This window comes from Microbacterium sp. No. 7, assembly GCF_001314225.1.
Lineage (GTDB): Bacteria > Actinomycetota > Actinomycetes > Actinomycetales > Microbacteriaceae > Microbacterium.
This window is the reverse complement of the sequence record NZ_CP012697.1, coordinates 1,029,597-1,042,562: the sequence shown is the minus strand read 5'-3', so window position 1 is coordinate 1,042,562 and position 12,966 is coordinate 1,029,597. Positions and strand designations below refer to the sequence as shown.

General features: G+C 75.1%; 9 protein-coding genes. 2 read left to right on the top strand and 7 right to left on the bottom strand.

Annotation, left to right across the window (positions count from 1 at the left end):
* Positions 1-70: 70 nt before the first annotated feature.
* Positions 71-1,540, top strand: a complete 1,470-nt coding sequence (locus AOA12_RS04600; RefSeq protein ID WP_054686786.1) for an XRE family transcriptional regulator — start codon at positions 71-73, stop codon at positions 1,538-1,540.
* Between the two features lie 20 nt (positions 1,541-1,560).
* Positions 1,561-2,985, top strand: a complete 1,425-nt coding sequence (locus tag AOA12_RS04595; protein ID WP_054680791.1) for a carboxylesterase/lipase family protein — start codon at positions 1,561-1,563, stop codon at positions 2,983-2,985.
* A gap of 164 nt (positions 2,986-3,149) precedes the next feature.
* On the opposite strand, the gene AOA12_RS04590 is transcribed toward AOA12_RS04595, so the two are convergent.
* The 7 genes from AOA12_RS04590 to AOA12_RS04560 form a co-directional block, all read right to left on the bottom strand.
* A complete protein-coding gene (locus AOA12_RS04590) occupies positions 3,150-3,698 on the bottom strand; it encodes a hypothetical protein (RefSeq protein ID WP_054680788.1) in 549 nt (182 codons plus the stop codon).
* Positions 3,695-4,447, bottom strand: a complete 753-nt coding sequence (locus AOA12_RS04585; RefSeq protein WP_054680786.1) for a hypothetical protein — start codon at positions 4,445-4,447, stop codon at positions 3,695-3,697. The genes AOA12_RS04590 and AOA12_RS04585 overlap by 4 nt, the downstream gene beginning before the upstream one ends.
* 897 nt (positions 4,448-5,344) lie before the next feature.
* Positions 5,345-6,004, bottom strand: a complete 660-nt coding sequence (locus AOA12_RS04580; RefSeq protein WP_054680784.1) for a response regulator transcription factor — start codon at positions 6,002-6,004, stop codon at positions 5,345-5,347.
* Positions 6,001-8,226 carry a sensor histidine kinase gene (locus tag AOA12_RS04575; RefSeq protein ID WP_054680782.1) on the bottom strand — a complete coding sequence of 742 codons (2,226 nt, stop codon included), beginning with the start codon at positions 8,224-8,226 and terminating at the stop codon, positions 6,001-6,003. Before AOA12_RS04575 ends, AOA12_RS04580 begins: the two co-directional genes overlap by 4 nt.
* Positions 8,223-10,268: a histidine kinase gene (locus AOA12_RS04570; protein WP_054680780.1), complete on the bottom strand. Its 2,046-nt coding sequence runs from the start codon at positions 10,266-10,268 to the stop codon at positions 8,223-8,225. Before AOA12_RS04570 ends, AOA12_RS04575 begins: the two co-directional genes overlap by 4 nt.
* Positions 10,265-11,158, bottom strand: a complete 894-nt coding sequence (locus AOA12_RS04565; protein ID WP_054680778.1) for a hypothetical protein — start codon at positions 11,156-11,158, stop codon at positions 10,265-10,267. Before AOA12_RS04565 ends, AOA12_RS04570 begins: the two co-directional genes overlap by 4 nt.
* A gap of 20 nt (positions 11,159-11,178) precedes the next feature.
* Positions 11,179-12,762 (bottom strand): S1C family serine protease, encoded by a 1,584-nt coding sequence (locus AOA12_RS04560; RefSeq protein WP_054680777.1) that lies wholly within the window; start codon positions 12,760-12,762, stop codon positions 11,179-11,181.
* Between the last annotated feature and the right edge of the window lie 204 nt (positions 12,763-12,966).

Sequence of the window (12,966 nt, the reverse complement as noted above, 5' to 3'; positions counted from 1 at the left end):
CCTGAACCTTCGCTTCCTTCGCCGAATATAGTCGGATAAGAATCGCAATTCTTTCGCTATGATCAAGACCATGCCCACAGGAGCCCTCGAACTCGCCACGCTCGGCCATCGCATCCGCCACCGACGCGTCGAGTGCGGGCTCACCCTCGACGAGCTCGGCGGCCTCGTCGGCGTCGCGGGGAGCCACCTGAGCCTCATCGAGAACGGCAAGCGCGAGCCCAAGCTGTCGCTGCTGCAGGCGATCGCGAGCGCGACGGGCACCGACGTCGGCGACCTGCTCTCGCCGGAGCCGCCGCACCGGCGCGCCGCGCTCGAGCTCGAGCTGGAGAGCGCGCAGTCGAGCCCCGTGTTCCGGCGCCTCGGCGTGCCGCCCGTGCGGGTCACCAAGTCGATGAGCGACGCGACGCTCGAGGCGATCCTGGGGCTGCACCGCGAGCTGCACCGGCGCGAGCGCGAGGCCATCGCGACGCCCGAGGAGGCCCGGCGCGCCAACACCGAGCTGCGCCTGCGGCAGCGCGAGCGCAACAACTACTTCTCCGAGATCGAGAGGCTCGCCGAGAAGCAGCTCAAAGCGGCCGGCCACACGAGCGGCGCCGTCACGCACCGCACCGTGAGCATCATGGCCGAGCAGCTCGGCTTCGAGCTGCTCTACGTCAACGACCTGCCGCACTCCGCCCGGTCGGTCACCGACCTCGCCAACGGGCGCATCTACCTTCCGCCGGCGTCGATCCCCGGCGGTCACGGGCTGCGCTCGATGGCGCTGCAGGCGATGGCGCACCGGCTGCTCGGGCACGCCCCGCCCACCGACTACGCCGACTTCCTGCAGCAGCGCCTGGAGATCAACTACTACGCGGCGTGCTGCCTCATGCCCGAGACGGCGTCGGTCGCCTTCCTCGCGCAGGCCCGCAAGGACCGCGACCTCGCCGTCGAGGACTTCCGCGACGCGTTCGGCGTGACCCACGAGGCCGCGGCCATGCGCATGACCAACCTGCTCACCGAGCACCTCGGCATCACGCTGCACTTCCTGCGGGTCGACGGCGTGGGCGCGATCAACCGCGTCTACGAGAACGACGCGCTGCCCCTGCCGATGGACATCACCGGCTCGATCGAGGGCCAGGTGGTGTGCCGCCGGTTCTCGGCGCGCGCCGCGTTCTCGGAGCGCAACCGCACGACCGAGCACTACCAGTACACCGACACCCCCGCCGGCACGTACTGGTGCTCGACGCAGACGGGCTCGACGCTCGACGGCGAGTTCTCCATCACCGTCGGCGTGCCCTTCGACGACGCCCGCTGGTTCCGCGGGCGCGAGACGGCGAAGCGGGCGACGTCGACGTGCCCCGACGACTCCTGCTGCCGCCGGCCCGACGCCGCGCTCACCGAGCGCTGGGCGGGCAGGGCGTGGCCGAGCGCGCGTGTGCACATGCAGATGTTCACGCCGCTCCCCCGCGGCGCCTTCCCGGGCGTCGACGACGGCGAGGTGTACGCGTTCCTCGACCGGCACGCCCCCGGAGGCCAGATCGCGGGAGACGCACGCTCATAGGATGCCCATAGGATGCAGGCATGCGATCCGATGACGTGCGCATCTCGACAGGCCTGCTCCGCGGCACCCGTGGCGACGGGGTGCGCCGGTTCCTCGGCATCCCCTATGCCCGCCCGCCGTTCGGGGAACGCCGGTTCGCCCTGCCCGAGCCCGCGCCCGCGTGGCAGGGCGAGCGCGACGCGACCGCGTTCGGCGCGACGCCGCCGCAGCGCCCGTACGAGGGCCCGCTCGGCGAGCTGCTGCCGTCGGTGACGATCGCGGGCGACGACATCCTCACGGTCAACGTGTGGGCGCCCGAGGATGCCGCCGACGCGCCGGTCGTCGTCTGGATCCACGGCGGCGCGTTCGAGCGGGGCGCCGCCGCGCTCGGGGGCTACGACGGCACGAGCTTCGCCCGCGACGGCGTCGTGTTCGTCTCGATCGGCTACCGCCTCGGCGTCGAGGGCTTCGCCGTGCTCGACGGGGCGCCGGCGAACCTGGGCCTCGCCGACGCGGCCCTCGCCGTGGAGTGGGTGCACCGCGAGATCGCGGCGTTCGGCGGCGACCCCGGCCGCATCACGCTCATGGGCGAGTCGGCGGGCGGGTCGCTCGTCGCGGCCCTGCTCTCCCGGCCGGCCACGCGCGCCCTCGTGCGCGGCGGCATCGTGCAGTCGGGACCCCTGGAGGCGTTCACGCGCGAGCGCGCGGCGCGCCCGACGCTCGCGATCGCGAAGCGTCTCGGCATCCCCGCCACGCGCGACGCGTTCGCGGCGGTGCCGCCGGACGAGCTCGTGCGCGTGCGCGGCGACATCGCGCGCGGCTCGTCGCCGCTCGGCGGCGTGCCCGGGTTCGGCCTCACCGCCGACGGCGAGGTGCTGCCGGTCTCGCCGCACACGGCCCTCGCGGGCGTCGACCTGCCGCTGCTGATCGGCACGAACACCGACGAGTACCGGCTGTGGCTCACGCCCGCCGAGCTCGCCGCGATCGGGCCGGTCAAGGCGTGGCTCGCCCAGCGCGCCATGAAGGTGCCCCGCGCGGCGGCGACGGCGGCCCGCGCCGCGCTGCCGGGCGCGTCGCCGGGCGAGCGGCTGGGACAGATCGTGACCGACCGGCTGCTGCGCGCCCCGGCATCCGCGGTCGCCCGCGCCCGATCCGCGCCGACGTACGTGTACGAGTTCGCGTGGCCGAGCCCCGTGCGCGACCTGCGGGCGGCGCACGCCGTCGAGATCGCCTTCGTCTTCGACGGGCTCGAGACGGCCGGGGCCGTCGCCCTCTCGGGAACGACGGCCCCGGCCGCCCTGGCGAGCGAGATGCACGGCGCGTGGGTGCGCTTCGTCCGGACGGGCGATCCCGGCTGGGAGCGCTACGACCAGCGCCGCCTCACGCGCGTGCTCGATGTCTCCTCGCGCACCGAGCCCCAGCGGCGCGCGTCCCTGCTCGACTCGCTCGCCGCCTCGCACCCCTGACCCCGCCCGCGCGCGCACCCGTCCGCGCCCCGCCCGCGCCCCGCGAGAGCGCATCCGGCGGACGAGAGTGCAACGGGCGGACGAGAATGCACCGCGGCGGCGCTGTCTCGTCCGTCAGATGCACTCTCGCGGCCAGCGGGGTGGGGCGAAGTCCGGCGGTGCGGCTAGGTGCGGTCGAGGACGAGGACGAAGCCGGCGTCGTGCTCGCGCACCTGGAACATCACGCCCTCCGGGCCGATGCCGTCGAGCGCGTCGTAGCCCGTGCCGTTCTCCTCGCCGCTCGTGCGGTACACCTCGTAGGTGTCGGCGTGCACGGTCTCCGCGAGCGCGCGCTCGTAGTGGGCGGCGACGTCGGTGAACGGCAGCTCCGTGACGAAGGTGGCGGAGGCCACGTCGCCGCTCGCCGTCATGCACAGCGTCGCGTCGGCCGGCGCGTCGGGCCAGCCGGCGGGCGCGTCCATGTCGGCGAAGTCGGCGGGCCCCAGCAGGTAGGGCAGAGCCGCGAGGCACTCGGGCGGCACGTCTCCGCGATCGTCGGGCACGTCGGCATCCGCTCCGGGATCGACGTCGGGATCGGCGGGCGCGTCCAGGCCGCCGACGGGCACGCCGCCGCTGAGGCCGTCGGCGGCATCGCCCAGGTCGTCGGAGGCGGCGCAGCCCGTGCACATCCACAGCGCCGCGAGCACCGCGGCGCCGACCAGCCGGTGCCTCACCGGTCGGTCCCGCGCACGAACGCCGGGTCGAGCGCCGGCACGACCGGCTGCATGACGCGACTGCGTCCCACGGCGAGCCACACGCCGAGGATCGCGAGCCACGCCGGCATGAGCGTCCCGGGGATGCCGGGGACGCCGCTGATGAGCATGAACGCCCCGAGGCCGACCGCGAACGTCACGCTCACGCCGCCCAGGATGCGCGAGACGTGCCGCTCGGCGAACGCCATCCAGGCGACGGCGAACGCTGCCACGAGCACGCCGAGCCAGGGCAGGTAGGCGCCGAAGTCGGTGAGCATGTAGTAGATGAACAGGCCCTCCTGGTCGTAGTAGCCCGACTCGGTGCCGAGGTAGTTGGCGAGCGCGCCCTTCCAGCCGTAGCCGAGCGTGAGCGCCGCGGCCGAGGCGAGCACGCCCGCCGCGACGACGGCCGCGGCCGCGGAGTCGACGCGGCGCAGCACGTTGCGGTGCCACACGCCCACGAAGACGAGCAGCGCGACGACCGACAGCACGCCGGCCGTCCAGCCGAGCCTGCTCGTGAACGCGTCGAGGCCCAGCACGTCGGCGGAGATGACGGTGTACTCGACGCCCTTCTCGAAGGCCTCGCGCTCGGCGGCGGGGCGCGACTCGAACACGATCGTGCCGGCGAATCCGAGCAGGCCGGCGACGGTCGCCCAGAGGGGCCAGAGGTGCACGCGGCGCCGGGTGACGGATGATGCGGCGGCGCCGCGGATGTCGGGGGAAGTGGACATGACCCTTCGCTTTCATCGGGGGAATGATCACGGTCGTGACCGTCATCCACCTTCGTCGCCGGTCGTCCCGGCCGCCCAGAGCCGCGCGTCCCCTCTTGTCCTGGGACGCGCCCGGGCGGCAGGGCGCCCAGCCCCGCACGCATCCCCCGAAGCAGTGGGCGGTTGTTGCGGCATCCCCGGGCAAAAGGCGACCACAAGCGCCCACCTCCCCCGGACCCGAAACAGTGGGCAGTCGCTGCCGCATCCCGGACCCCGAGATGACCACAAGCGCCCACAACTTCCATCCCCTTCCATCCCCGCCGAGACAGTGGGCAGTCGATGCCGGATGCCGGAGTGCAAGGCGACCACAAGCGCCCACTTCCTCTGGACCCGAAACAGTGGGCAGCCGCTGCCGCATCCCCGACCCTCAGACGACCACGAGCGCCCACCTCGTCCGCCGCCGCTGAGACAGTGGGCGGTCGATGCCGGATGCCGGGGTGTGAGGCGACCACAAGCGCCCACGTCTTCTGGACCCGAAACAGTGGGCAGTCGCTGCCGCATCCCGGACCCCGAGAGGACCACAAGCGCCCACCTCCCCCGGATCCGAAACAGTGGGCAGCCGATGCCGCATCCCGGCCTCCCAGACGACCACAAGCGCCCACCTCATCCGCCGCCGCCGAGACAGTGGGCAGTCGATGCCGGATGCCGGGGTGCAAGGCGACCACAAGCGCCCACCTCCCCCGGACCCGAAACAGTGGGCAGTCGCTGCCGCATCCCGGCCTCCCAGACGACCACAACTTCCATCCCCGCCGAGACAGTGGGCAGTCGATGCCGGATGCCGGGGTGCAAGGCGACCACGAGCGCCCACCTCCTCCGGGGTGGCGTCTCCCCCGAGGTGCCGTCGTCGGGAGAGAGCGGTCAGCGGTGGCCGGAGCCGAAGCCGGCCTCGCGGGCCATGACGATGAGGGCGCTGCGGTCGGGGGCGCCGAGCTTCGTGACGATGCTGTAGACGTAGTTGCGCACCGTCTTGCTCGTGAGCACGAGGGTGCGCGCGATCGAGCCGTTGTCGAGGCCTCGGGCCACGAGGTCGAGCACCTCGACCTCGCGCTCGGTCAGCTCGGGGAACGGCGTCGCCGACGTCTCGCCGCGGCCGAGGAACGAGACGGCGCGCGCGGCGATGTCGGCGCCGAAGAGCACCTCGCCGTCGGCGACGGCGTGGATGGCGCGCTCCACCTCGCGCGGCGAGGCGACCTTGAGCAGGTATCCGCGGGCGCCGGACGACAGCGCCGACAGCAGCGACCGGTCGTCGCCGAGCATCGTGAGCACGAGCACGGCCGTGTCGGGGCGGCGGCGCAGGATCGCGCGCGTCGCGTCGATGCCCGACTGCTCGCCGAGGTCGAGGTCCATGAGCACGACGTCGGGCGCGTGCTCGTCGACGAGCGCGAGCGCCTCGTCGGCCGTCGCGGCCGAGCCGGCCACCCGCACGTCGGGCAGGGTCTCCAGCAGCGAGATGATGCCGCGGCGGAACAGCGGGTGGTCGTCGACGACCGCCACCGTGATCGCTCGTCCCTCGCTCATGCGTCCTCCGTCTCGGGCTCATCATTCCACGCGCCGCGGGCGCGAGGCGTCTCCTCCCCCACGCTGCCCGTCCCGGCGTCCCTGCCCGCCAGAGCGGATTGTCCCGCCGCGCCCGACCCGGCCGCCACCGCATCCCGCCCCCGCGCCGCCGGCCCCTCCGATGCCGGCCCCGGCGCCGCGAGCGGCAGGTCCGCGCGGATGCGCGTGCCGGAGGGCGACCCGTCGATCCGCAGCCGCCCGCCGAGCGCCGCGGCCCGCTCGCGCATCGACACGAGGCCGATGCCGGGCCGGTGCTCCACCGCGATGCCGCTCCCGTCGTCGACGACCTCGACGACGACGGCATCCCGCGCGCGCGTCACGCGCACGTCGACGCGGGTCGCGCCCGCGTGCCGGGCCGCGTTGCTCATCGCCTCGGCGACGATCAGATAGGCGGCGTCGCGCACCGCCTGCGGCAGGTCGTCGCCGGCGTCGATGTGCGGCGCGACGGTGAGCGCCGGCGTCGTGAACCGCTCGGCGAGCTCCGAGACGGCGACGCGCAGCGACGCGCCGTCGAGCGGCGACGCCGACACCTCCCCCGCGAGCGAGCGCACGGCGCGCACGCGCCGGCCGAGGTCGTCGGCGAGCTCCTGCAGCAGCTCTCCCGCCTCGTCGGGCCGGTGCGGCAGCAGGTTGCCGACGGCGGCGAGGCCGAAGCCGATGCCCGCGAGCGCGGGACCGAGGCCGTCGTGCAGCTCGCGCTGGATGCGGCGGCGCTCGGCCGCGCGACGGGCGAGCAGCTCGGTGCGGGCGGCGTCCAGCACGGCGTTCGCCTCGGCGAGCCGCACCGCGGCGCCGACGAGGCCCGACACCGCCGTGAGCACCCCGATCGTGCGGCCGTCGAGCCGCTGGCCCGCGGGCGGGCTCACGACGAGCTCGCCGAACGGCTCCCCGCCGGGATGCGAGGGGCGCAGCGGGATGACGAGGGGATGCCGCGGCGGCGGCCCCGACGACGCGGCCAGCGGCGAGCCCGCCGAGCGCACGCCCACGTGCCCCAGGCGCAGCACGCGACGCAGGGCCGCGCACAGCGACCGCAGGCCCGCCTCGCCCGGCTCGAGCTCGCCGATCTGCTCGCCGAGGCGCGCGAGCACGGCGGCGAGATCGGCGCCCTCGCCGTAGACGAGCAGGTCGATGCGGCGCTGCAGCCAGCGGCGCAGCGGCAGCACGGCGAGCGCGACCGCGAGCGGCACGAACACCCATGCGTCGCGCGCGCCGCCCGCCGTGCCGGGCAGCAGGCCGGCCACGACGACGACCACGAGGTAGACGGCGAGGCCGCCGAGGGAGAGCAGCACCCACAGCACGATGCGGTCGACGACCAGCTCGACGCCCCACAGGCGCTGGCCGAGCACGACGACGAGGAGCGCCGCGGGGTAGATCGCCTGCCCGAGCACGGGTCCGACGATGCCGAGGTCGGTGACGAGCCGCGGCACGGCGACGCCCTCGGGGATCACGAGGATGCCGTACGTCACGGTGAGCATCACGTGGCCGATGCCGAGCCACGCGAGGCCTGTGCGCCGCCGTCCCTGGGCACGGCGCCAGCGGACGAGCAGGATGACGCACGAGGTGACGGAGAGCGCGAGCGCGACGAACGTCAGCGACGTGTACAGCGGCGGCAGCACGGGCTGCACGGCGGGGATCGCGAGGGGGTTGCGGGGCAGCGCGGGCGCCCCCTGCCGCACGCCGCGGCCGTCCTGCACCAGGGCGGCCGCGAAGGCGAGGGCCGCCGCCGCGACGCCGAGCGCGACGAGGCCGCGCTGGGCCCGGGAGAGGCGGCGCGAGGTCACGAGGATCGGCAGCACGGCGGTGAGGAACGTGCCGGGCACGAACCCCCAGCCCGCCGCATACGCCCCGAGGCCCCACAGCGGCAGGCCGGGGACCTGTGCGCCGAGCAGCCCCCACTGCACGCCGAACGCGGTGATGCCCGAGCCGACGGCGTGCACCGCGAGCACGATCCCCACGGGGTGCGGCCGGCGCGAGATGACGAGGGCCGCCACGGGGCCGTAGACGAGGGCGACGACGACGCCGATCGTCGCGAAGCCGGCGCGGATCGGGTCGGGCGCGGCGGCGAGGAAGACGCCCGGCAGCGGCTCGCCCGGCAGGCCCGCGGCGACGCGCAGCCCGACCGCCGCGAGGGCGAGCGCCCACGAGGCGGCCCAGACGGCCAGCGCGGCGACACGGCGGGTCATCGCGGCAGCTCGATCTCGAAGCCCGTGGCCGCCGTGCCCGTGACGGTGCCGCCCGCGGCGGCGCAGCGACGGCGCACCATCTCGTCGATCGCGCCGAGCACGTCGGGGCCGGGGGCCTCGGCACCGGGCGCGCCCGGGGTGCCCGGCCCGCGCAGGACGCCGGGCACGCCCAGCACGCCCGGCACGCCGGTCCCGCCCGCGGCATCCCGCACGCCGGGCGCCCCCGCCGCGCCCGGCGCGTCGCGCGAGAAGCGGATGCCGACGGCGACGCGCTCGCCGACGCTGCGCACGTCGGCGACGAGCGGCCGCCGCGACGCGGCGGGGAGCATCGCGTCGAGCACGTCGACGACCACGAGGTACACGGCGATCTGCGTCTCGGCCTCGAGCACGTCGGCGCCGCGCGCCCGCACGTCGAGCCGCACGCCCGTGCCCGCGAGGCGGTGGGCGAGGTCGCGCAGGGCGCCCTCGAGGTCGCCCGCGTCGAGCGCGGCGGGCAGCATCGCGCGCGCGAGGCGGCGCACGTCCTCGGCGCGCGCCGCGAGATCGGCCCGCAGCGACTCCACGGCGCGGGCGGCGCCGGGGTCGCCCGCCGCGATCGAGCGCCGCGCCGCCGCCAGGCCGAAGCCGATGCCGGCGAGCGCGGGGGTCAGCTCGTCGTGCAGCTCGCGGTGCAGCATCCTCCGCTCCTGACGCCGGATGCCGATCGTGCGACCGCGCGCGGCCGCGACCTCCTCGTTGGCCTCGGCGAGCAGCACCGCGACCGCCAGCAGCGGTCCGACCTCGTCGAGCATCGGCGCGACGATGCGACGCAGCACGGCGGGGTCGTCGGCCGTGAGCCGCAGGCGGCACACGACGTTCCCCGAGGCGGGCAGGTCGTGCTCGAGCACCGCGGCGCCGGGCGTGCCGGCGCGCACGCCCGCGCCGCCGCTCGGCTCCAGCTCGACCGAGCGCAGGTGCCAGATGTCGCGCAGCGACGCGGCGATGCCGCGCAGGGTCTCCTCGGGCGCGGCGGTGTCGATGCGGTCGCCGACCGCGGCGAGCACGGCGCGTACGTCGGCGCCCGGCCCGAAGAAGGCGCGCACGATCTGCGTGCGCACGACGCGCAGCATCGCCGTGAAGGCCAGCGCGAGCAGCGCCGCGCCGATCGCGCCCGAGACCGCGGCGGGGATGCCGAACTCCACGCCGAGCGCGACGACGAGCAGGTACGCGCTCACCGCGACCGCGATCGACTGGGCCCAGACGAGGCCGTCGATGAGGCGCGGGCCGACGACGGCGCCCGACCCGGCGAACACGATCGCGAGGAAGCCCGTGGGCAGCACCCCCTGCGCGAGCACGAAGACCGCGTCGCTGAACGCGAGCACGAGGTCGGGCACCGGCCCGGCGAGGCGCAGGCCGTAGCTCAGCACCGTGAGGCCGGCGCCGAGCAGGAACCAGCCGAGCGCGGCCCGCTCGGCGCTGCTGCGGCGCAGGCGGTCGCGCACGAGCAGCACCGACGCCACCGCGAAGCCGCTCAGGGCGATCATCGCGGGCGTGAGCCGCACGGCCGTCGGCGCCGGCGTGCCGCCCAGCACGACGATCCACACCGTGACGTCGACGACGATCGCGACGAACCCGGCGATCACGCCCACGGGCCGCAGGCGCCGGGGCAGCAGCAGCCACGGCAGGATCGCGAGCATCGCGATCTCGGCCTGGCGCCCGAGGGTGAGCGACACCTGCACGACGGGGTCGACGCCGATGCCGTCGGGCCGTGTCACGAGCAGCAGCGACGAGACCGCGCTGGTGATCGCGAGCGCCGCCACGATGAGCGCGATCGTGCCGCGCCGCCACGCGAACAGCACGCCCGCGACGGGCGCGTAGACGAGCGCCGTCACGATGAGCCGCCCGGCGACCGACCACGTCTGCCCCGTCGCGACGATGACGACCACGGCGGCGAGCGCGGGCACCCATCCCACCGCGACGACGAGGCCCGCGAGCGACAGCGCCGAGCGGCGCGCGGGAGGCCGCGCGCTGCTCTCTGCGCCCGTCGTCACGGGCGCGGTCACGGGCCGCTCTCGTCGTGCGCCGCGGGGTCGCGGGAGGCCGTGCGAGGGGCGTGCTCCGCGTCGCCCAGGAGCTTGGCGTCGGCCAGGAGCTCGACGTTCGGCAGCGCCGAGACGAGGTCGGCGATGAGCGTGCCGCTCATCGCGTGCAGCCGCTCGTCGTCGCTCTGCACGCGCAGGGCGCCGTCGGCGGCGAGCGCGCGCACCGCCCGCTCGAGCGCGGTGCCCGAGAGCGGCACGTCGGCGAGCGTCACCGACGCCTGCGCCCGCGCGCGGCGGGCCGATCCGGCATCCGTCCGGTCCTCGGGTCTCGTGACGAGCTCCAGGCTCACGCGCAGCTCGACGTCGTACCGCGTGCCGCGGGGCGTCGCCGTGCCCGACGCGGAGGCCTGCACCTCGAGCGATCCGCCGCCCGGTCGCCGGTGCTCGTCGATGCCGGCGAGCACGATCGACGCCGCCGCGCCATGCGGCACGCGCAGCGTCGCCTCGCGGTGCCAGCGCTCGCCGTGCCCGTCGTCGAAGACCGCGATGGCCCGCTCCGCGCTGACCTCCGCGACGCCGTCGCCGACGCGCACGGCCGCGGCGCCGCTGAGCAGCGTCTCGCCGAGCGAGGTCGGGCCCGGCTCGCTGAACGCGAGCACGCCGGCATCCGCGGCGCCGGGGTCGGCGCCCCCGACGGAGGGATGCCGGGCGGCCAGCGCGAGCAGCTCGTCGACGCGGGCGTCGACGACGTCGATCTGCGTGCGCCAGTCGCCGGCCCGCTCGCCGCCGGCCACGGCATCCGTCAGCTCGCCCGCCGGCGGCACGGGCTCGCCCGGAACCGGCACGCACCCGACCAGCGCGACGACCGCGAGGGCGGCCATCGCACCGGCGCGGGTGATGCGCGAGATCATGCGGATTCCTCCGTGCGTGGTCAGTACGTGGCGATGAAGCTGCCGATCACGCGGTCGATCGCGTCGAGGTCGGCATCCGTCACCGCCTGCACCGCCACGAGCACCAGGTAGTCGCCCGCCACCGACTGCGCGCCGACCACGAGGTACTGCGCCTTCTCGGGACCGCACTCGGTCCAGTACTCGTAGACACCCACATGGTAGCCGTCGTCGTAGTCGCTGGCTCCGGTCGAGACGCAGCCGTGCTGCGGCAGCCCCGAGGCGACCTCGTCGATCAGCTCCTGCGGGCTGGTGTTGGCCACGGCCTGCTGCGAGGCGAGCACGTGCACGCCCGGCGCCGACCAGCCCGACTGGTACGCCTGCAGGTTCGGGCTCGCGACGATCGCCTGGTAGGTGTTGCCGCGATCGTCCTGGAAGGGCGTGCCGTCGATCTGGTTCCACGCGGCCGGCACCTCGACCTGCACGGCGCCCGTGTTGTCGGTGATGAGGGTGAACTCGCCGGTCGCCTGGCTTCCGCCGCCGCCCTGGCCGAGCACGGTCACCGCCTCGACGGGATCGCCGTTGAACTGGCCGCGGTAGTAGAGGCCGTCGACGGGACGGTACACCTCGACGTCGATCGTCGCGTCGGTGCCGTGCGTGCGCAGCACGTCGCAGTAGTCGGCCATCGTGCCGTCGGCGCCGACCGTGATGCCCTGCATGCGCGTGATGACGTCGCCGGGCTCGAGGCCGGCCTTGTCGGCGATGCCGCCCGCCGCGAGCGACGCGACCCACACGCCCAGGCCCGCGCCGCTCTCGTCGACGAGGCCCTGGCCGTTGACGCCGAGGCTCAGCACGTTCTCGCCCGCGATCAGCTTGTCGACGACGGCGAGCACCTCGTCGCGGTGGATCGCATAGCTCTGGTCGTAGAGGTTGCTGCCGGCGTAGTTGACGCCGATGAGGCGGCCCTCGGCGTTCACGAGCGGCCCGCCCGAGTTGCCGCCGCGGATGCGCGCGTCGTGCTCGATGATGCTGTCGACCGAGGCCCACGCGGTGTCCATCGTCGTCGAGGCCTTCGAGACGATGCCGCGCGTCATCGTGAAGACCGGGTCGCCGAGCGGGAAGCCGAGGGCGTAGACGTCGTCGGCGGTGCCGATCTCGCCCTGCTCCCAGTCGAAGTAGGGGTAGTCGCCGGGCTGCAGGCGGATCGCCGCGAGGTCGAGGCACTCCGACGAGCCGAGCACCTGCGCGTTGAGCGTCTTCGACCCGTCGCCCGCCCGCCACACCTTGAGAGTGCCGGCGCCGGTGACGACATGGTTGTTGGTGAGGGCGACGCCGTCGGAGGAGATCAGGAAGCCCGAGCCGAAGCCCGCGGCCTCGTACCCTCCGGCCTCGGGGTCGACGAACGTGCCGACCGCCTCGATCTGCAGCGTCGCCGACTGCACGTCGTCGAAGCCGACGGCGCCGCTCGCGTCGGCGGCGGGCGAGGCGGGGGTCGTGGGGTCTCCGGGACCTCCGGGGCCCCCGGGGAGGAAGGGCAGCCCGCCGCACGCGCTGAGCGCGAGCGAGGACGTGACCGCCGCGAGGGCGACGGCGAGACGGATGCCGGATCGGCGGGATCGAGGGGACATGAGTGCGCTCCAGGGGTGAGGGACGTAGCCGACGCTATGCGTCCCGCCGTCCCGCCCGGCAGAGACCGAAGTCCCGGATCCGGCCGCGACCGTCCCCGAGATCGGCGGGCGCCGCGTCCCGTGCGCGGTGCCCGGTGCGCCTTGCGCCGTGCGCCGTGCAGGAGAAATCCTGTCTGGCATCCTGGCATCCGCTCGACACGCCCG